The following is a 21813-nucleotide window of genomic DNA, read 5'->3' as shown; positions in this document are numbered from 1 at the left end:
TAAAAATGAGTGTTAAATTTGTTAAATCGCGATAGAAAACTGAGTGATTTGTCGCAAAGTTTTCTAAAAAAGAAGAAAGGTATAAATAGACTGTTATTATTTCTTTAATTAGCAAGTCTGTTTAATTCGCCTTTTTTTTCGTAATTAGAAATGTGGTGTAAACCGCCGGATAAGAGTTGGTTAATTGACACCACCTTTGATGAGTAAGCAATGAGTATGTCTACAACCACCGAAGTTATCGCCCATCATTGGGCATTTGCTGTCTTCCTCATAGGCGCATTGGGGTTATGTTCGCTCATGTTGTTGGGTGCCCGCTATTTAGGCGGACGCGCACAGGCAAGGGCAAAACATGTTCCTTATGAATCTGGTCTTGATTCTGTTGGCAGCGCTCGTCTGCGCATGTCAGCTAAATTCTATTTAGTTGCCATGTTTTTCGTTATTTTCGATGTTGAAGCACTGTTTCTTTATGCCTGGGCTGTTTCCGTTCGTGAAGTTGGCTGGTTAGGCTTTATTGAAGCATCAGTCTTCATCGCTATTTTATTAGCTGGATTATTCTATTTGGTTCGTATAGGTGCATTAGATTGGACACCTGTTCGCTCTCGCCGTGAAACTGCGAGTAAAAGCCATGTTCGATTAACCAGCGGCAAACATCCGCAGCAGTAATAAGCGAGGCATTAGAAATGGATTATACGCTCACCCGCATTGATCCGAACGGTGAGAATGACCGTTATCCCCTGCAATCACAGGAAATTGTCAGTGACCCATTAGATGCTCACGTTCATCGCAGCGTGTATATGGGAAAACTGGAACATGCGTTGCATGACGTTGTGAATTGGGGACGGAAAAACTCTTTATGGCCATATAACTTTGGTCTTTCCTGTTGTTACGTTGAAATGGTGACGTCATTTACAGCTGTTCATGACGTGGCTCGTTTTGGTTCAGAAGTATTACGTGCATCACCTCGTCAAGCTGACTTTATGGTTGTTGCGGGTACTTGTTTTACTAAGATGGCTCCCGTCATTCAACGTTTATACGATCAGATGTTAGAGCCTAAATGGGTTATCTCTATGGGGGCATGTGCAAACTCTGGTGGTATGTACGACATCTATTCAGTAGTGCAAGGTGTGGATAAGTTTATTCCCGTTGATGTGTATATTCCTGGATGTCCACCACGCCCTGAAGCTTACATGCAAGCATTGATGTTATTACAAGAGTCCATTGGTAAAGAACGTCGCCCATTATCATGGGTTGTCGGCGACCAAGGCGTTTACCGTGCCAATATGCAATCAGAACGAGAAAGAAAACACGGTGAACGTATTGCAGTGAAAAACCTGCGAACTCCTGACGAAATTTAAAGGCTTTTGCCTAAGACGTAACCAGAGCAATGTGTTGCGATCATAGTAACCCTGATCAACGTTGTGGTGAATAGAAATGACCGATCAGATAGCGCAAAAAGGCGCTCGGCCAGCGTGGGAAACGACCGATCATATTGATGATCAGGTCGTTAATGAACTGCGTCAGAAATTTGGGCCAGATGCGTTTACGTTCCAGCCTACTCGTACTGGCATGCCAGTTGTTTGGGTAAAACGGGAACAACTTATTGAGGTAATACAATATCTCAAATCTTTACCAAAACCTTATGTCATGCTGTTTGATATGCATGGTTTTGATGAGCGTCTTCGTACGCATCGTCAAGGCTTACCCGCAGCAGACTTTTCCGTTTTCTATCATCTGATATCAATCGATCGTAATAAAGATATCATGCTGAAAGTCGCATTAAGTGAAAATGATCTTAATGTTCCGACTATTACATCTCTCTTTCCTAACTCGAATTGGTATGAGCGCGAAGTCTGGGATATGTTTGGGATTGTCTTTAATGGGCATCCAAATTTACGCCGTATTATGATGCTTCCTGATTGGGAAGGTCATCCACTGCGTAAAGACTATCCTGCTCGTGCAACAGAGTTCGATCCTTATGTGCTGACAAAGCAGAAACAGGATCTGGAAATGGAATCGCTGACATTCAAACCTGAAGAGTGGGGGATGAAACGCGGTACGGAGAATGAGGACTTTATGTTCTTAAACCTCGGCCCTAACCATCCATCCTCTCACGGTGCATTCCGTATTATTCTTCAGCTTGATGGGGAGGAAATCGTTGACTGTGTGCCTGACGTGGGTTATCACCACCGTGGCGCTGAAAAAATGGGCGAGCGCCAATCTTGGCATAGCTATATCCCATACACAGACCGTATCGAATACCTCGGCGGATGCGTTAACGAAATGCCTTATGTACTTGCAGTGGAAAAACTTGCCGGTATTGAAGTGCCTGAACGCGTTAAAGTCATTCGTGTCATGCTGTCAGAGCTATTCCGTATTAATAGCCACTTACTGTATATCAGTACTTTTATCCAAGACGTTGGTGCAATGACGCCAGTGTTCTTTGCTTTTACTGACCGTCAAAAAGTTTACAACATTGTTGAAGCGATTACGGGATTCCGTATGCACCCAGCATGGTTCCGTATCGGTGGTGTTGCTCATGACTTACCACGAGGTTGGGAGCGCTTATTACGTGAATTTTTAGATTGGATGCCAAAACGTCTAGATTCTTACGTAAAAGCGGCATTGCAAAACAGTATATTGAAAGGTCGTACTATTGGCGTTGCCTCATATAATGCTAAAGAAGCATTAGAGTGGGGGGTAACAGGTGCGGGTCTTCGTGCAACAGGCGTTGAGTTTGACGTCCGTAAATGGCGTCCATATTCAGGTTATGAAAACTTTGAATTTGAAATCCCAGTAGCAAGTAATGGCGACTGTTATGACCGTGTCATGCTGAAGGTAGAAGAATTACGCCAAAGCTTACGCATTCTGGAACAGTGCTATAAAAATATGCCAGAAGGGCCATTTAAAGCAGACCATCCACTGACAACGCCTCCACCAAAAGAGCGTACATTACAGCATATTGAAACCATGATTAACCACTTCTTACAGGTTTCATGGGGTCCTGTTATGCCTGCTAATGAATCATTCCAGATGGTTGAAGCCACTAAAGGGATCAACAGCTATTACTTAACCAGTGATGGCAGCACGATGAGTTACCGTACGCGTATTCGTACGCCAAGTTTTGCTCACTTGCAACAAATCCCAGCGGTTATCCGCGGTAGTCTGGTTTCTGACTTGATTGTGTATCTGGGAAGTATTGATTTTGTAATGTCGGATGTGGATCGTTAATCATGCAAAATGAATTAAACCAAAAAGATGATGCAGTGCAGATCGAAATCGTTGATGTCACACATTCAAAGAAAGCAACGTTTGTTTTAACTGAAGAAGAACGTGCTGAAATTGAACAAGAAAAACATCATTACGAAGATCCGCGTGCAGCCTCTATTGAAGCACTGAAAATTGTACAAAAGAACCGCGGTTGGGTTGAAGACGGCGCAATTTATGCGATTGCGGATGTTCTTGGGATCCCCGCTAGCGATGTTGAAGGCGTTGCTACGTTCTATAGTCAAATTTTCCGTCAACCCGTTGGTCGTCACATTATTCGTTTTTGTGACAGCGTGGTTTGTCATATTACAGGTTATCAAGGCATTCAGGCAGCAATTGAAAAGCACCTTAATATCATTCCTGGTCAAACTACACCAGATGGTCGCTTTACGTTACTACCAACCTGCTGTTTAGGTAATTGTGATAAAGGTCCTACCATGATGGTAGATGACGATACTCACAGCTTTGTTAAACCTGAAGAGATTGAAACGTTACTGGAGCAGTATCCATGACAGCAATTTCAGGAGCAAAACCGATTATTCGTAGCGCAGAAACGCACCCGCTAACGTGGCGCTTACGTGATGATCGTCAGCCTGTGTGGCTGGATGAATACCGTGCTACAAACGGTTATAAAGCGGCAGAGAAAGCATTAAAAGGTATGTCACCGACTGAGGTGACCACTGAAGTTAAAGATGCAGGGCTAAAAGGTCGTGGTGGTGCTGGATTCTCAACAGGCTTGAAATGGAGCCTGATGCCAAAAGATGAAAGCATGAATATCCGTTACATCCTTTGTAACGCAGATGAAATGGAGCCGGGTACTTATAAAGACCGTCTCTTAATGGAAGAACTTCCACATCTGTTAATTGAAGGAATGATTATCGGTGCTCACGCACTAAAAGCTTACCGTGGTTATATTTTCCTTCGTGGTGAATATATCGAAGCGGCTAAGAATTTACGCCATGCCATTGAGGAAGCAAAAGCAGCTGGCTTTCTTGGCAAAAATATCTTTGGTTCAGGAATTGATTTTGAACTGTTTGTCCACACTGGTGCAGGTCGTTACATCTGTGGTGAAGAGACAGCATTAATCAACTCATTAGAAGGCCGTCGTGCTAACCCGCGTTCTAAACCGCCATTCCCTGCAACATCAGGTGTATGGGGTAAACCAACTTGTGTCAATAACGTTGAAACACTGTGTAACGTGCCTGCGATTATTGAACATGGCAAAGATTGGTATATCGGCTTAAGTGAAGGTAAAAGCCCTGATGCGGGAACTAAATTAATGGGATTTTCAGGCCGTGTGAAATATCCAGGCTTATGGGAATTACCATTCGGCACCACCGCGCGTGAGATCCTTGAAGATTACGCTGGTGGTATGCGTGATGGGCTTAAGCTGAAAGCATGGCAACCGGGTGGAGCAGGTACTGACTTCTTAACAGAAGATCACCTCGATCTTCCAATGGATTTTGGCACGATTGCGAAAGCAGGTAGCCGTTTAGGCACCGCACTTGCGATGGCGGTAGATAATGAAATTAATATGGTTTCATTAACCCGTAACTTAGAAGAGTTCTTTGCTCGCGAGTCTTGTGGCTGGTGTACTCCTTGTCGTGATGGCTTGCCATGGAGTGTCGAAATCTTACGTGCGATAGAAAAAGGTAAAGGTCGCCCCGGTGATATCGAAACCCTTGAGCATTTATGTCGTTCTTTAAGTCCGGGACACACATTCTGTGCTCACGCACCGGGTGCAGTAGAACCTTTACAAAGCGCCATTAAATATTTCCGTGAAGAATTTGAGGCTGGCATTATTCAAGAAGATTATACCAATGCCAACTTGATCAGAGGCATTCAGCCTAACTTGCTGAAAAGCCGCTGGTAATTTTTCACGACACATTCTAGGTTTAACGCCTGCTGTGCAGGCCTTTGGGAAGCATGCTGACTATGGCTACGATTCATGTAGACGGCAAAGAATATGAAGTTAACGGGGCTGATAACCTGTTAGAAGCCTGTCTTAATTTAGGCTTAGATATTCCTTATTTTTGCTGGCACCCAGCGCTAGGAAGCGTTGGCGCTTGCCGCCAGTGTGCGGTGAAGCAGTATCAAAATGCTGAGGATACCCGCGGTCGTTTAGTGATGTCTTGTATGACACCCGCGACTGATGGCACGTTTATCTCTATTGATGACGAAGAAGCGAAAAAATTTCGTGAAAGCGTTGTTGAATGGTATATGACAAACCATCCTCATGACTGTCCAGTTTGTGAAGAAGGCGGTAACTGCCACCTTCAAGATATGACGGTAATGACGGGTCATACTATGCGTCGCTATCGCTTTACTAAGCGCACACATAGAAACCAAGATCTGGGACCGTTTATTTCTCATGAAATGAACCGTTGTATTGCTTGTTACCGCTGTGTTCGTTACTACAAAGACTATGCCGATGGTACTGATCTTGGCGTCTTTGGTGCGCATAACAACGTATTCTTTGGACGCGTTGAAGATGGCACATTAGAGAGCGAATTCTCGGGTAACTTGGTTGAAATTTGTCCGACTGGGGTATTTACTGATAAAACTCACTCATCGCGTTATAACCGTAAGTGGGATATGCAGTTTGCACCGAGTATTTGCCAAGGTTGTAGCATGGGTTGTAACACAAGCCCAGGTGAACGCTATGGTGAATTACGTCGTATCGAAAACCGTTATAACGGAACGGTAAACCGCTATTTTCTTTGTGACCGAGGTCGTTTTGGCTATGGTTATGTGAATTTAGCAAGCAGACCTCGTCAGCCTAAAAAACGTTTAGGCAGCAACTGGTTAGAAATTAACGCTGTTCAGGCAACTCAAGCCGCTGCGGATATGCTGAAGAAAAGCCAGCGTATCGTGGGTATCGGTTCCCCACGCGCAAGTATTGAGAGTAACTTTGCATTACGTGAAGTTGTAGGCGCTGAAAACTTTTATAGCGGTATCTCTGCATCAGAGCAAAAACGACTGACTTTAATGTTAGATATTTTACAAAAAGGGGGAGTTCACACTCCATCTCTACGTGAAATTGAAGATTACGATGCGGTTTTAGTGTTAGGTGAAGATTTAACACAAACAGGTGCTCGTATGGCATTGTCTGTACGTCAGGCAGTGAAAGGCAAAGCGCGTGAAATGGCGGCAGCTCAGAAAGTGGCTGACTGGCAAATTGCTGCGATTATGAATATCGGGCAACGTGCAAAATATCCGCTATTTGTTACTCATGTTGATGAAACTCGCCTCGATGATGTTGCTGCATGGAGTTATCGTGCTCCCGTTGTTGATCAAGCGCGTTTGGGCTTTGCGATTGCTAATAACATTAACGGTGATGCACCTGCTGTTGATGGCATTGATGAAGCGCTGAAGAAACATATCGACATGGTTGTTCAAGCACTTTCTCAAGCGAAGAAACCATTAATTATCAGTGGTAGTCATGCCGGTAGCGAAGACGTTATTAAAGCCGCAGCTAACATTGCTTTTGCATTAAAAGCAAAAGGTAATGAAGTAGGACTTTCTTTCGTTGCTGATGATGCGAACAGCATGGGTCTTGCCATGATGAATGCACAGCCACTTGATGATGCATTAAAAATGATGCGTAGTGGTCAAGCTAACACGGTTGTGGTAATGGAAAACGATTTGTATCGCCATTACGATGCAGACGTGATTGATGATGCGATTGCTAAAGTAGATAACATTATTGTTATCGACCATCAGCAAACAGACATTATGGCGAAAGCCCATCTTGTTCTCCCAGCTTCTTCATTCGCTGAAAGCGATGGCACAATGGTGAGTCAAGAGGGTAGAGCACAACGTTACTTCCAAGTTTTCGAACCTTCTTTCTATAACAAAGATGTGGTGATGCATGAAAGCTGGCGTTGGTTGAGTGCTGTTGATTCACAATGGCATGAAAGAACGCTGGATTGGACACAGTTAGACAATGTTATTGCGCATTGTGCAACCAGTCTTCCTCAGTTTGCTGGCATCGTTGATGCTGCGCCGAATGCATCATTCCGTATTCGTGGGCAGAAATTAGCGCGTGAACCACATCGTTATAGTGGTCGTACTTCTATGTTGGCGAATGTGTCTGTTCATGAACAGCGTCAACCCAAAGATATCGACACCCCATTTGCATTCTCAATGGAAGGTAATAACAGCCCAACAGCACCTCGTCAGCAAATTCCATTTGCATGGGCGCCGGGTTGGAACTCACCACAAGCATGGAATAAATTCCAAGCTGAAGTGGGGGGCAGCTTACGTTTTGGCGATCCCGGTGTGCGCTTAATTGAATGTGGTGATAATACACTGGGCTACTTCACTGATATTCCTGCGCCATTTAATGCACAGAAAAATCAATGGACTGTCGCACCTTGCTACCGTTTATTTGGTAGTGAAGAGTTATCACAACGTTCGGAAGTTATCCAATCTCGTATGGAAGCCGCTTATTTAACATTGAGTGAATCAGATGCACAAGCATTAGCGTTAACTCAAGGTCAGCAAGCGATGTTTACTTACGAAGGCCGTGAATTCACCTTACCTGTGAAAATCAGTGCTCACCTGACTCAAGGTCAAATTGGCTTGCCGTTAGGTATGGCAGGTATTTCTCCATCGCTGGTGGGTGTATCGGTTCGTCAACTGCGGGGTATTGCATAATGAGCTGGTTATCTCCTGAAGTTACAGAGATTTTACTCACCGTTTTAAAAGCCGTCGTGATCTTGCTTGTTGTGGTCACTTGTGGTGCTTTTATGAGTATGGGTGAACGCCGTTTACTGGGTTTATTCCAAAATCGTTATGGGCCTAACCGTGTCGGTTATGCAGGTTCAGCACAGCTAATTGCGGATATGATCAAAATGTTCTTTAAAGAGGACTGGATCCCGAAATTTGCTGACCGCTTTATCTTTACCATTGCACCAGTGATTGCGTTTTCATCTTTATTGCTGTCATTTGCGATTGTACCTGTTAGTTCAACATGGGTTGTCGCTGACTTAAACATCGGTATTTTGTTCTTCTTGATGGTTGCTGGTATTGCGGTATATGCCGTGTTATTTGCAGGCTGGTCAAGTAATAACAAATATTCCCTGTTAGGGGCGATGCGTGCATCAGCACAAACCGTCAGTTATGAAGTGTTCTTAGGCCTTTCAATCTTAGGTGTTGTTGCACAAGCCGGCTCTTTTAACCTGACTGACATCGTAAACTCACAAGCCAATATGTGGAATGTTATCCCACAATTCTTTGGTTTTCTTACGTTTGCGATAGCGGGGGTTGCTGTTTGTCACCGTCACCCATTTGACCAACCAGAAGCAGAGCAAGAGCTGGCTGATGGTTACCACATTGAATATTCTGGTATGAAATTTGGTTTATTCTTTGTTGGTGAATATATCGGTATCGTTGCGGTATCGGGTCTTATCGTGACGTTATTTTTTGGTGGTTGGCAAGGTCCTTTCTTACCGTCATTCATTTGGTTTGCACTGAAAACAGGATTTTTCATGATGATGTTTATCCTTATCCGTGCTTCGTTACCGCGCCCGCGTTACGACCAAGTGATGTCTTTCGGTTGGAAAATTTGCTTACCGTTAACACTTATTAATCTGCTGGTAACTGCTGCAGTGATACTTTACAACGCTCAATAAGGGGTGATTGAACCATGACTTTAAAAGAGTTATTGACTGGTTTCGGCACCCAGGTACGAAGCATTTGGATGATTGGCTTGCATGCCTTCGCCAAACGTGAAACACAGATGTACCCGGAAGAACCTGTCAATGTTGCACCACGTTATCGTGGACGTATTGTGTTGACGCGTGATCCTGATGGTGAAGAGCGCTGTGTTGCTTGTAACTTGTGTGCAGCAGTCTGTCCAGTAGGCTGTATTTCATTACAGAAAGCAGAACATGAAGATGGTCGTTGGTATCCGGAGTTTTTCCGTATCAACTTTTCTCGTTGTATCTTCTGCGGTTTATGTGAAGAAGCTTGTCCAACAACGGCACTGCAATTAACGCCTGATTTCGAAATGGGTGAGTTTAAGCGTCAGGATCTGGTTTATGAAAAAGACGATCTGTTGATTTCTGGACCTGGTAAATATCCTGAATATAACTTTTACCGTAAAACAGGTATGGCGATTAACGGCAAAGACAAAGGTGATGCGGATGATGAAGCTAAACCTATCGATGTCAAAAGCCTGTTACCGTAAGGAGCGATATTCATGGAATTTGCATTTTACATCGCGGGGCTGATTGCCATCCTTGCAACATTGAGAGTGATTACGCATACCAATCCTGTACACGCTTTGTTGTACTTAGTGATTTCATTGATTGCGCTCTCAGTAGTTTTCTTCTCGTTAGGTGCCTATTTTGCGGGTGCATTAGAAATCATTGTTTACGCTGGCGCCATTATGGTGTTATTCGTTTTCGTGGTGATGATGCTCAACTTAGGTAAATCCGTCGTTGATCAAGAGAAAAAATGGCTACAACCGAAATTTTGGATTGGGCCTGCGCTTTTATCTCTGACGCTATTAATCGTATTAATTTACGCAATTACTAGTGTGACTCACGGCGAAATTACTGGGGAAGTGATTGGCGCGAAAGAGGTCGGAATTAGCTTATTTGGGCCGTATATTTTGGCTGTCGAATTAGCATCTGTACTCTTATTGTCAGGATTAATTGTCGCTTATCACATTGGTCGTGATCAGAGCCATGACGATCTCGTCGAAAACGAAAATGCAGGGGAGCAAAAATGATACCTCTTCAACATGGTTTGATCTTGGCTGCGGTACTGTTTGTGTTAGGTTTTACCTGCTTAGTACTTCGCCGCAACCTGTTGTTTATGTTGATCGGACTAGAAATTATGATTAATGCGGCTGCGCTGGCATTTGTTGTCGGTGGTAGCTTTTGGGGTCAAACAGACGGTCAGATAATGTATATTCTGGCAATCAGTTTGGCAGCGGCAGAGGCAAGTATTGGTCTGGCATTGTTGTTACAGCTTCATCGACATCGCCAAAACATCAATATTGATACAGTCAGTGAGATGCGCGGATGAATATACTCTATTTAACCATTCTGCTACCACTGCTGGGATTTTTATTGCTCGCTTTCTCGCATGGTCGTTGGTCTGAAAACGTATCAGCATGGATTGGTACTGGTTCGGTTGGGCTATCAGCTTTAGTGGCACTTTGGGTTGGTATGGATTTCTTTGCCAATGGGCAAGAAACTCAAGTTCTGACTTTATGGAACTGGATGTCAGCAGGGAATTTCAATATTCCTTTTACACTGGTTCTTGATGGTCTTTCGTTAACAATGCTCGGTGTTATCACAGGCGTTGGTTTCCTTATTCATATGTATGCATCTTGGTATATGCGTGGTGAAGAAGGGTATTCTCGTTTCTTTGCTTATACCAACTTATTTATCGCAAGTATGGTTGTCTTAGTACTGGCTGATAATATGATGCTGATGTATATGGGATGGGAAGGGGTTGGTCTATGTAGTTACTTGTTAATTGGTTTCTATTATAGCAATCCTGCCAATGGCGCGGCAGCGATGAAAGCGTTTATCGTAACGCGTATCGGTGATGTGTTCTTAGCTATCGGTATGTTTATCCTGTTTGACCAATTAGGTACATTGAGCTTCCGTGAAATGGCCGTACTTGCTCCTGAGCAATTAGCCGTAGGTTCAAGTGTCATTAACTGGGCAATGTTAATGGTATTAGGCGGTGCAGTGGGTAAATCTGCGCAGCTTCCGTTACAAACTTGGTTAGCCGATGCAATGGCAGGTCCAACACCTGTATCTGCGTTAATTCACGCCGCAACAATGGTTACGGCAGGTGTGTACTTAGTGGCACGTAGCAATGCGCTATTCTTAATGGCACCAGAAGTATTGGAATTAGTCGGTATTATCGGTGCAGTTACATTAGTATTAGCGGGCTTTGCCGCTTTAGTACAAACAGATATCAAACGTATTCTTGCTTATTCAACGATGAGCCAAATTGGTTATATGTTCTTGGCTTTAGGTGCTCAAGCATGGGATGCGGCAATTTTCCACTTAATGACTCACGCTTTCTTTAAAGCATTACTGTTCTTATCTGCAGGCTCTGTGATTATTGCCTGCCACCATGAACAGAATATCTTTAAGATGGGTGGATTACGTAAGAAGATCCCATTTGTTTATGCCTGTTTCCTTATTGGGGGAGGCGCATTAGCGGCATTACCACTGTTAACCGCAGGGTTCTTTAGTAAAGATGAAATCTTATGGGGTGCGTATTCAAACGGACATTTTAACTTAATGCTTGCAGGTTTAATTGGCGCGTTATTTACGTCACTTTATACCTTCCGTTTGATTTTCATCGTATTCCATGGTGAAACCAAAACCGAAGCACACCAAGTTAAAGGATTTACTCATACTTTCCCATTAGCGGTATTAGCACTGTTATCCACATTTATCGGTGCATTAATTACTCAACCGTTAGGTGCTGTATTCCCTGAAGGAAATACATCGCATGAGGGTAAATATGTATTAGAAGTTCTTTCTGGTGTGGTAGCGATAGTAGGCGTTGCCATTGCAGCATGGTTATACCTGAAACAGCGTCAATGTGTTTCTAAGGTTGCTAATACTCGTACAGGGCGTTTCTTCTCAACATGGTGGTTCCATGCTTGGGGCTTTGATGCATTGTATGAGGTGCTGTTTGTCAAACCTTATAAAGGGGCGGCGTGGCTTATCCAAAATGATCCTGTTAACCAATTCTTTAATCTATTCGGTTGCCTGCTTAAAGGGACCAATAAAGGATTAAGTTTCAGTGAAAATGGATTAGCGCGTTGGTATGCGGCTTCTCTCGGTTTAGGTGCAGTGCTGGTCATCGCTCTGCTGCTTCTGGTTTAATTAAGGGACACATTGCGCCATGTTATTACCCTGGCTAATACTTATTCCCTTCATCGGTGGCCTGCTAAGTTGGCAGGCTGAACGAATCGGCTCGCAAGTCCCTCGTTGGGTTGCGTTGCTGACGATGGGATTAACACTCGTTATTTCTGTGCAACTTTGGTTGCAAGGCGATTATCAACTACTTAGTGCTGATGGAGCACCACGTTGGACAGAGTATTACTTTGTGCCGTGGATCCCTGCTTTAGGGATCAATATCCAATTTGCACTTGATGGTATGTCATTGTTGATGACGGTATTAACTGCGATTTTAGGTATCTTAGCGGTACTTTCATCGTGGAATGAAAATCAGCCATCACAAGGGGCTTTCCATTTTAACCTGCTGTGGATCTTAGCAGGTGTGATGGGGGTATTTTTAGCCACCGACCTATTTTTATTCTTCTTCTTCTGGGAAATGATGTTGATCCCAATGTATTTCCTGATTTCTTTATGGGGACACAAAGGAAGTAGCGATAAAAAACACGTTAGTGCAGCAACTAAATTCTTTATCTATACACAGGCGAGTGGCCTGTTAATGTTGCTGGCCATTATCGGTCTTGCGGTGGCTTTCTACCGTGAAACAGGTAGTTGGACGTTCAACTACGATACCTTATTACAAGCACATACTGTTTTAAGTGCTGAACTGCAATTTATTCTGATGTTAGGTTTCTTTGCTGCATTTGCAGTGAAAATGCCAATTGTTCCTGTACATGGCTGGTTAGCGGATGCTCACGCAGAAGCACCAACAGCAGGCTCTGTCGACTTGTCAGGTATTTTGCTAAAAACAGCGGCTTACGGTTTATTACGTTTTAACTTACCGCTCTTCCCAGAAGCGTCAGCATTGCTGGCTCCTGTGGCGATGTGGTTAGGTTTAATTACCGTATTTTATGCAGCATTACTGGCATTTCGTCAGACTGATATCAAACGTCTTGCGGCTTACAGTAGTATTTCTCACATGGGCTTTATCGTAATTGCGATTTATGCGGGCTCTGTATTGGCTTACCAAGGTGCGATTATTCAAATGATCACCAATGGTTTGTCAGCCGCTGGTCTGTTTATCATGTGTGGCATGCTGTATGAGCGTTTAGGTACGCGTGATATGAACCAGATGGGGGGATTATGGAAAAGTATCCGCTTCTTACCTGCGTTTTCACTGTTCTTTGCGGTTGCCTCTTTAGGTATGCCAGGAACAGGTAACTTCGTTGGTGAGTTTATGATCCTGTTTGGTACTTATGGCAACTTTAAGCTGATTACGATTATTTCGGTCTTTGGTTTAGTTTTTGCTTCTGTCTACGCATTGTGGATGATGCAACAAGCTTACTATGGTTCACCGAAAACAGCTGAAAGAACCTATAAAGGGTTAGATCTGAGAGAATTCATTATTCTGATCACATTGGTTGTTTTACTGGTTATTTTGGGTTTCTTCCCACAACCTGTGTTAGACACATCAATATCAGCGATGGAAAATCTCCAGACTTGGTATTCCGCTTCTATTTCAACAGTAAGGCCGTAATTCGCCATGACAATAACTCCTGAACAATTGATCGCAATGCTACCGCTATTGATCGTCGGATTGACGGTGGTGGTTGTGATGCTGTCCATTGCGTGGCGACGCGATCATTTTACTATTGCCACTTTGACAGCAACAGGTTTCATCATTGCGCTGGGATCACTCTATTACGTTAATGCATTAGGCGTAGTGGACGTTACCACGCTTTACCATGTTGATGGATACTCTAGCTTCTTTACTGCACTAGTGATCCTTTCTGGTATTGGAACTATCGCTTTTGCTTATCCTTGGTTAGAAGGCTATCAAGATAACAAAGAAGAATTTTACTTGCTGATTGCGATTGCCGTCATTGGGGGGATTTTACTCTCTTCGGCTCACCATTTCGCATCGATGTTTATTGGTATTGAATTACTGACATTACCGCTATTTGGTCTTATCGGTTATGCATTCCAACAACGTCCTTCTCTGGAAGCGGGTATTAAATATATGCTGCTTTCGGCAGCGGCATCTTCTTTCTTACTGTTTGGTATGGCTCTTCTTTATGCAGAAGCAGGGGATCTCTCCTTTACTGCAATGGGACAAAGTTTAAGTGATAGCAATATCCATAAACCATTAGTACTCGCTGGTTTAGGTATGATGTTAGTGGGGATTGGATTTAAATTATCTTTATTCCCATTCCAACTGTGGACACCCGATGTTTACCAAGGTGCACCAGCACCAACAGGCGCGTTCTTAGCGACAGCAAGTAAGATTGGTATTTTTGCTGTTGTGATGCGTTTATTCCTTGAAGCACCCGCTGCGGATAGTGAAACTTTACGTATGATCTTAGGTTTCATGGCAATTGCCTCTATCTTGTTTGGTAACATCATGGCGTTAACGCAAAAAAGTGTGAAGCGCTTATTGGGTTACTCTTCAGTATCGCACCTTGGCTATCTGCTAGTCGCATTAATTGTGTTGCAATACAGCCCTGTATTAGCGCAAGAAACCGCTGAAATTTATTTAGCCGGCTACTTGTTTGCAAGTCTAGGCGCATTTGGTGCTATTGCAGTTGCATCAAGTCCTTATCGTGAAAGCGAAATGGATTCACTAGAGGATTACCGCGGATTATTCTGGCGCCGTCCTGTTGTCGCTGTGGTGATGTCATTAATGATGCTATCGCTAGCAGGTGTACCAATTACATTAGGTTTCATTGGTAAACTGTATGTCATCATTGCGGGCATTAGCTCAAGCTTGTGGTGGTTAACCGGTATGGTTGTGTTAGGTAGTGCGATTGGTTTATTTTACTATCTACGTGCTGCGGCCATTGTCTTTTTACGCAAACCAGACAATGACAACACTCCCGCTATTTCAACAACATCACAAAACATGGCAACATTTGTTGCGTTAATTTGTGCAATTGTTGTGATCGCCTTAGGGGTATGGCCACAACCACTTATTGAGTTAACTCATTTTGCGATTATTGCGCCAGCGGCCAATTAATTGACATTATTAAATAAGTAGACAGTAAAACGGCTCTTTTATAGAGCCGTTTTTTCGTTATCACTGATGTGTTTTTATTTTTTCTATATCCTCATAATATAAAGAAAAGTCATCTAAAAATGGAAAAATTGTAATAACAATCTCTTCACCTAATAAGGTGTTATTTTTTAGCATCAATACTTTTAAAATTATTTCTTTCCAATATTCAGATAGAAACTCTAACTGTTTAATCAATATGTGAAGGAAATAATCAATATCTGCGAGTTTATAATAATGCTTTAACTGTAATAGTGTATTTTGTTGCTCAGTTTTTAATTGATGAAGTTTTTTTATTTTTGTTAAATAAAGTGAAGTAAGTTGATGGCGAGTCTCAACGATTTTATTATAAGAAAAACCATTATCTAATGTAGAAACCAAATTATTTAATATTGCTATTAACGAAGATAAAATACTTTTTTCTTGCCACTCAATATTTAGACTTTCAATTTTTGATTGGCTAGGTATCTCATTTTTAAAAAGGTCGAAAAAGTTTTTTTTATGTAAAATACTTTCGCTATCGCGTATGATATCGAGTTCCTTCTTTATTTCCTTTGACGTGTTTTCTAAAATAATAATCTCTTTTGAGTTTTCTTCAATTATACTTTTTTTATCATAAATAAAGGGAGTTGTTTTATTTGTGATAAATAGAGTCTTTATTTTTTCAATCTCAAATAAGAGGGATTGATTATGTTCTTCTATAAGGTTTACTGTTTCATCTATTTCATTATAAAAAATATTTAGTATTTCTTTTCTTTCATCTTCTAATCTGTCTTTGAGTTCATTATTATGTGTCTCATTTTTTATTTCGCCATCAATTTCATTAATTGCTTTAAATATATCGCTAAATAAATTTTGCCTTAATTTATTTTTTAAGTTAAGTGAAAAATAAATGATTTTTTCAATATTTTTATTATTTATCTCTAATATGTTATTTATCTCATTTTCAAGAAAGTTATCTATATAACATTTACTATTGCTTAAGTAGAGGATACTTTTGTGTGCATGAAATAACTTTTTATGTTCAAAACGTTTTTCTAATATCACTGATTTTTCATTATGAGTCATAACAATATCCCTTTGTTAATTTTTAGATGAATAAAACGTAGAAAGCGCATTATCAAAAGAGAGCAGCATCTCCTTTGAGTAACCAATAACCATGTACCAAGGTGCAATAATTTTTTCCAGATAAATACTAAATTTAATCAACTCTAATGCATTGTTGATTTTATTAAAATGCGTTATTGATGCTTCTATTTCTGTTAAGATGGCTTGCCATACATATTCAATATGCTCTAACGCCAGATTTGAATCTTCAATAAACTGTTCTATTTCTGATAATTCAATATAAAGTGTATTTAAATGCAAAGATAAACCTGCATAGATGTCGATATCAGCATTGATTTTTTTCACTTTTTGAATAAGTGAATTTCTCTTTTTACGTATAACTTCAGCTTTTGCTCCGAATATTCCCCCTGTGATAATAACACCAATAATACCCATTGCGAGTCCGGTAAACGCTAGGCCTACATAGTGTTTATATTCATCTTTGAGCATCGCGATTTCTTCAAGCAGTAAATCGCGTTCTTCAATAAGTGAATGACTATTATCAGTATAAGATTCATTAATAAATCTTTTTTTATTAAGAATATCATGGTAAATAGAATTGTGAGTGACATTTTGAGTATCTTTCCCTCCTATAATTTTACTTCGAAAAGTAGATAAACTATCTTTTAGCTTAATCGTCTTATCACGTTCATTTTCAATATCCTCTTTCATACTTTCTAATATATGAATAAGTTGTGTTGCAACTTCTTTATCTTGAGATTTATATTGAATGTTTTCTAATTCTTGTTCAGAAAGTTCATTAATAACAGTAGATATTTTTGTTAATAAAGACATTTGATTAATAAATGAAATAATATTTTCACCCGTAGATGTGATTTCTCTACCGATTATTTCTAAATCAATTGCTTGTTGCTTAATTGCATATTCTATTTTATTCCACTCAAAAGCATGATCGCGGATCCGAGTAAAAAGAGAAAGAATATTATCAGGTGAAAGTTGTTGTACACTTATTTCACTGTAATGAATAAAGTTGATGACATCTTCTATTTTGTAAGGGAGGGAGAGTGCTTTATTAATATAAGCTTTTATCTTAATTAAATCATGAGAAGTTACAATACCGGGTAATCGACCATCTTCAATATCTATACCTAATATTAATCCCAAAGCAACCTTTGGAATATCGGAGGTCTCAATGATTTTATCGACGTGTTCAAAGGTGGTTGTATCCATATAACCTCACTTATGTATAATAAATTTTTATCTTTACCACTTTATCTCATAAAGGTTTGTGGTTATTTCAGAAGTGCGAGTTAATGCTTCTACTTTGTAACATGAAAAATACAAAACTTTGATAAATGACAAAGGTTATAATTAATCAACCCTTTGATAATTTGTATAGAGACGTATAATCTTCCTTTTAATTAGTTGTGGGTATTTGGAGTGGAAAAGGTTAATCCTGTGTTTTCGACACTGTACGAAAAAGTTAAAAATATAAATCTGACAGCACAAGGTAATCTTTTACATTTGAAAGTCACCTTGCCATCAGAAGTTTCATTTTCCTTGCTCTCGTGGCTTGCTGCTCAGGTATATTATCCGCAATTTTATTGGCAGCATCGTGATGAACATGAAGAAGTGGCTGCGTGTGGGCAATTGCGCTGTTTTAACCATATTCAAGATGCTTGCCAATTCTTAGATTTGCATCATTGTGATGTAAATAGTGATGATGTGCGTATTTGGGGTTTAAATGCGTGGGATACCATTATTCCGGGTCGTATAGATGAAATAAAAGGGGATGATGCCTACCTTTTTTTACCTCGCATTGAGATCCGACGCCACCAGCAACAGTTTTCTGTTCATCTAAATATGTTGGATGAAGGTGATAAGCAAAATACATTAGAGTTTTTACAAACATTAAATCAAGCCGTAGAAATTAACCCACTTTCTGTTTCTGTGACCCATGTTAATCATTCTTTAACGAAAGAGCAGTGGACTCACTATCTTAATATTGCCTTAGATGAGATTAGCCAAGGTTTATTTGAAAAAGTTGTCCCCGCAAGAGCGACGTGCTTAACATTGGATAACCCGCTTAAAGCGATCCAGTTTATGAAAGCGAGTCGTGATGTTAATCATCATTGTTATCACTATATGCTGGCGTTTTCACCTTCAGATGCATTTATGGGATCTACCCCAGAAAGATTATATAAACGTGATGCGTTGATGCTTTATACCGAAGCATTAGCGGGTACTGTGGCAAGCTCTGATAACGAACAACAAGCCACTCAATTTGCAGATTGGTTGATGAATGATAAAAAGAATCAACATGAAAATCTGGTTGTGGTCGATGATATTTGTCAACGATTACAAGGCGGAGTAGAAGGTATCGATGTTTCACCCGCAGATGTTATTCGGTTGCGTAAAGTACAACATCTTCGTCGCTATATACATGGTAAATTAATTTATTCGAATGATATTGATTGCTTAAAACGATTGCAGCCAACGGCCGCCGTATGTGGATTACCAAGAAGTGTTGCTCGTGCTTTTATTCGTCAGCATGAACCTTTTGAACGTCGCTGGTATGCGGGTTCTGCGGGATATTTATCTCTTCCTCATGCAGAGTTTGCTGTTAGTTTACGTTGTGGTGAGTTACATGATGATGCTTTAACTTTATACGCTGGTGCTGGTGTTGTTGCCGGATCTGATCCCCTGCAAGAGTGGACTGAAATTGAAAATAAAGCGGCTGGTCTACGAACATTGTTGGAAAAATAGCGTTAATTTTTTACAGATAACATCAGCGTAATAATCAAATTTTGATGAGTCGTTTTTTAAAGCTAATAATTTAGTGCTACTCTTCAAATAACAACTGCGAGTTGTTAACTAATTGATGCTATTCTTTAGAGCAGTAGTGCTATTTATTCCTATTTTTAACTATAAAAAGAGCTTATTGAAAATAGAGTGGATGATTAGCCTAAATAATGCACTTTTTAAGTGTTTTCTTTAACGATTTATTTAACGAAAACTTCTGTTCATTGAACTAGGCTAAGGAAAAGTATTTAGGAACAGATATTATAATAGCAATTGCAGGTTTTCGTTGTTGGGATGATCAATGTCTAATAGTTCGTTTAATCGCCAATGGGCTAAAGTTATACTCGAAACTTTGACTCGTCATGGCTTACGCCATATCTGTATCGCACCTGGATCTCGTTCTACCCCTTTAACACTTGCGGCGGCTGCCAATCAAAAATTGGTTTGCCATACGCATTTTGATGAGCGTGGACTAGGGCATTTAGCTTTAGGGCTTGCAAAAGCAACTAAAGAGCCGGTTGCTGTGATTGTGACATCGGGAACTGCCGTTGCCAATTTATACCCAGCGTTGATTGAAGCGGGATTAACCGGTGAACGTGTTGTCTTTTTAACTGCGGATAGACCACCTGAATTAATTGATTGTGGTGCAAACCAAGCTATCCGTCAGCAAGGTATTTTTGCAACGCATCCTTCGCAAACGCTCTCCTTACCAAGACCAACAGCAGATATTTCTGCGAGCTGGTTAGTTTCTACCCTCGATAATGCCATGAATACATTGGTTCATGGTGCATTACACGTCAATTGTCCTTTTGCAGAACCTTTATATGGTGATGATATTGAGACATCGATGCCATGGACTGAAGCTTTAGGCGATTGGTGGCAAAGTGATAAACCGTGGCTACAAGAAACACTTTTTACTTCTGTTACTATGCACCCTCAATGGAATGTATTACGTCAGAAAAAAGGAGTCGTTATAGCAGGGCGTATTCGTCCAGAAGAGGGGGTTGAAGTTGCAAAATGGGCTTCGCAATTAGGTTGGCCTTTATTGGGGGATGTGTTATCTCAAACAGGGCAACCTCTACCTTGTGCTGATTTATGGTTGAATAACCCGCAAATAAAATCAGAATTAAATAAAGCGGAAATCGTGGTTCAATTTGGTTCAAGTTTAACGGGTAAACGTTTATTACAATGGCAAGTAGGATGCTCCCCAGAAAGGTATTGGATTATTGATCCTATTCCTGGGCGTTTAGATCCTGGTCATCATCAAGGTGAGAAATTTACATTATCACCTATGCAGTGGTTAACAGCACATCCTGCGATCGATAATTCACCGTGGACTAATGCATTAGCTAATATAGCCAAACAAACCTATCAGAAAGTCAGTGAAATAACCGATTACTTTGGTGAAGCACAGGTTGCACACCAATTAGATAAATTACTTCCTAATAATGGGCAATTATTTGTTGGCAATAGTCTGATAGTACGATTAATCGATGCATTTGCTCAGCTACCGCAAGGTTATCCTGTGATGAGCAATCGAGGCGCGAGTGGTATTGATGGATTAATTTCAACATCTGCGGGCGTTCATCGCGCAACAGAAAAGCCAACATTAACAATATTAGGTGATTTATCGGCACTGTATGATTTAAATAGTTTAGCGTTGCATCAACAAGTTTATGCGCCTAATGTTATTATCGTTGTGAATAATAATGGTGGGCAAATATTTTCAATGCTACCCACGCCAGAGGCTGAGCGAGAGCGCTTTTACTGTATGCCTCATTCACTAAATTTCAAACATGCTGCTGCCATGTTTGGCTTGCATTATGTATCACCAACAAGTTGGGATGCACTATTAGTTACTGTTCAGAAATGCTGGGCAGGGGCGCCAACAACCACATTAATTGAATTAATTGTTGATGATACTGAGGGTGCAAAAACATTAAATCAACTGGTAAAACAGGTAACATCTCATGACTTTAGCATGTCAGCGATATAATACCCATAATGAAGGACCTTGGTTAGTTTGGTTACATGGGCTATTAGGTGAAGGTTGTGAATGGGAGCCAGTTATTCAGGCTTGTCATGAATATCCCTCACTTGTGATTGATTTGCCTCGTCATGGTGGTTCTGCTTCTATCAGCGCGAAAAGTTTTGTTGAAGTTAGTCAGTTACTGACAGATACACTTAAAGAGCAAGGTATTGACCACTATTGGTTAATTGGCTACTCGTTAGGTGGCAGAATTTCGATGTATCACGCGTGTTTTGGTGATACTACGGGATTAATGGGGCTGATTGTAGAAGGTGGAAACCCGGGTTTATATGATGTAACGGAAAGACAACGTCGTATTGTTCATGATAAACATTGGGCTGAGCGTTTTCGTAATGAACCTATCAGTGACGTATTGATACAGTGGTATCAACAACCCGTCTTTGCCGATTTAAGTGAAGAAAAACGCCAGTTACTCGTTGAAAAACGTCGTCGTAACGCGGGTTTTTGTATTGCAGAAAGTTTAGAAACGCTTTCTTTAGGTCATCAGCCTTGGCTTGTCACAGAGTTACAGCAACTCACATTGCCGTTTATTTGGCTTTGTGGTGAAAAAGATAATAAATTTCAAGCGATAGCGCAGCAATATTCGCTGCCATTAACGACTATCCCGCATGCTGGCCATAATGCCCATCAGGCACAGCCTGTTGCTTATGCCGCGGTGATAAATCATGTTTTATCCCTCTTTGGTTAAAGGAACCTAA

At 41.0% G+C, this 21813-nt stretch carries 18 protein-coding genes; 16 read left to right on the top strand and 2 right to left on the bottom strand.

Annotated elements, in window-relative coordinates; all coding sequences use genetic code 11:
* The first annotated feature begins 210 nt into the window (after positions 1-210).
* The 13 genes from SB028_RS12610 (at position 211) to nuoN (ending at position 15159) form a co-directional block, all read left to right on the top strand.
* The gene (locus tag SB028_RS12610) at positions 211-663 is read left to right on the top strand and encodes an NADH-quinone oxidoreductase subunit A (protein WP_036912633.1); all 453 of its coding nucleotides are present in this window, start codon (positions 211-213) and stop codon (positions 661-663) included.
* Positions 664-680: 17 nt separating this feature from the next.
* Complete coding sequence (locus tag SB028_RS12605) at positions 681-1355, top strand: NuoB/complex I 20 kDa subunit family protein (protein ID WP_004243697.1); 675 nt, start codon at positions 681-683, stop codon at positions 1353-1355.
* Between the two features lie 76 nt (positions 1356-1431).
* Positions 1432-3228 (top strand): NADH-quinone oxidoreductase subunit C/D, encoded by a 1797-nt coding sequence (nuoC, locus tag SB028_RS12600; protein WP_069367986.1) that lies wholly within the window; start codon positions 1432-1434, stop codon positions 3226-3228.
* Between the two features lie 2 nt (positions 3229-3230).
* Positions 3231-3776, top strand: coding sequence for an NADH-quinone oxidoreductase subunit NuoE (gene nuoE / locus SB028_RS12595; protein WP_006533305.1), 546 nt, complete (start codon positions 3231-3233; stop codon positions 3774-3776).
* Positions 3773-5137, top strand: a complete 1365-nt coding sequence (gene nuoF, locus SB028_RS12590; RefSeq protein ID WP_069367987.1) for an NADH-quinone oxidoreductase subunit NuoF — start codon at positions 3773-3775, stop codon at positions 5135-5137. Before nuoE ends, nuoF begins: the two co-directional genes overlap by 4 nt.
* A gap of 53 nt (positions 5138-5190) precedes the next feature.
* The gene (gene nuoG / locus SB028_RS12585) at positions 5191-7923 is read left to right on the top strand and encodes an NADH-quinone oxidoreductase subunit NuoG (protein ID WP_074454077.1); all 2733 of its coding nucleotides are present in this window, start codon (positions 5191-5193) and stop codon (positions 7921-7923) included.
* Positions 7923-8900: an NADH-quinone oxidoreductase subunit NuoH gene (gene nuoH / locus SB028_RS12580; protein WP_069367989.1), complete on the top strand. Its 978-nt coding sequence runs from the start codon at positions 7923-7925 to the stop codon at positions 8898-8900. The genes nuoG and nuoH overlap by 1 nt, the downstream gene beginning before the upstream one ends.
* A 14-nt stretch (positions 8901-8914) precedes the next feature.
* Positions 8915-9457, top strand: a complete 543-nt coding sequence (nuoI, locus tag SB028_RS12575; RefSeq protein WP_006533299.1) for an NADH-quinone oxidoreductase subunit NuoI — start codon at positions 8915-8917, stop codon at positions 9455-9457.
* Between the two features lie 12 nt (positions 9458-9469).
* Positions 9470-10003 carry an NADH-quinone oxidoreductase subunit J gene (gene nuoJ / locus SB028_RS12570; protein ID WP_069367990.1) on the top strand — a complete coding sequence of 178 codons (534 nt, stop codon included), beginning with the start codon at positions 9470-9472 and terminating at the stop codon, positions 10001-10003.
* Positions 10000-10302 (top strand): NADH-quinone oxidoreductase subunit NuoK, encoded by a 303-nt coding sequence (gene nuoK / locus SB028_RS12565; RefSeq protein WP_023581731.1) that lies wholly within the window; start codon positions 10000-10002, stop codon positions 10300-10302. The genes nuoJ and nuoK overlap by 4 nt, the downstream gene beginning before the upstream one ends.
* Entirely contained in the window at positions 10299-12134 is a 1836-nt protein-coding gene (gene nuoL, locus SB028_RS12560) for an NADH-quinone oxidoreductase subunit L (protein WP_069367991.1), read from the top strand. Before nuoK ends, nuoL begins: the two co-directional genes overlap by 4 nt.
* Positions 12135-12153: 19 nt before the next feature.
* Complete coding sequence (gene nuoM / locus SB028_RS12555; RefSeq protein ID WP_069367992.1) at positions 12154-13683, top strand: NADH-quinone oxidoreductase subunit M; 1530 nt, start codon at positions 12154-12156, stop codon at positions 13681-13683.
* A 6-nt stretch (positions 13684-13689) separates the two neighbouring features.
* The gene (nuoN, locus tag SB028_RS12550) at positions 13690-15159 is read left to right on the top strand and encodes an NADH-quinone oxidoreductase subunit NuoN (protein ID WP_069367993.1); all 1470 of its coding nucleotides are present in this window, start codon (positions 13690-13692) and stop codon (positions 15157-15159) included.
* Between the two features lie 60 nt (positions 15160-15219).
* Here nuoN and SB028_RS12545 read toward each other — a convergent pair whose 3' ends face one another.
* Positions 15220-16263: an alpha-xenorhabdolysin family binary toxin subunit B gene (locus SB028_RS12545; protein WP_069367994.1), complete on the bottom strand. Its 1044-nt coding sequence runs from the start codon at positions 16261-16263 to the stop codon at positions 15220-15222.
* A 15-nt stretch (positions 16264-16278) separates the two neighbouring features.
* A complete protein-coding gene (locus SB028_RS12540; RefSeq protein WP_069367995.1) occupies positions 16279-17493 on the bottom strand; it encodes an alpha-xenorhabdolysin family binary toxin subunit A in 1215 nt (404 codons plus the stop codon).
* Positions 17494-17703: 210 nt separating this feature from the next.
* On the opposite strand from SB028_RS12540, the gene SB028_RS12535 reads away from it, so the two are divergent.
* The 3 genes from SB028_RS12535 (at position 17704) to menH (ending at position 21803) form a co-directional block, all read left to right on the top strand.
* Complete coding sequence (locus tag SB028_RS12535; protein ID WP_069367996.1) at positions 17704-19029, top strand: isochorismate synthase; 1326 nt, start codon at positions 17704-17706, stop codon at positions 19027-19029.
* Positions 19030-19366: 337 nt separating this feature from the next.
* The gene (menD, locus tag SB028_RS12530) at positions 19367-21061 is read left to right on the top strand and encodes a 2-succinyl-5-enolpyruvyl-6-hydroxy-3-cyclohexene-1-carboxylic-acid synthase (protein WP_069367997.1); all 1695 of its coding nucleotides are present in this window, start codon (positions 19367-19369) and stop codon (positions 21059-21061) included.
* Positions 21036-21803, top strand: a complete 768-nt coding sequence (gene menH, locus SB028_RS12525) for a 2-succinyl-6-hydroxy-2,4-cyclohexadiene-1-carboxylate synthase (protein ID WP_069367998.1) — start codon at positions 21036-21038, stop codon at positions 21801-21803. The genes menD and menH overlap by 26 nt, the downstream gene beginning before the upstream one ends.
* The last annotated feature ends 10 nt before the right edge of the window (positions 21804-21813 follow it).

Source organism: Proteus vulgaris (genome assembly GCF_033708015.1).
Lineage (GTDB): Bacteria > Pseudomonadota > Gammaproteobacteria > Enterobacterales > Enterobacteriaceae > Proteus.
Note: the sequence above shows the minus strand (reverse complement) of the source record. Positions and strands in the feature narration are given on the sequence as shown.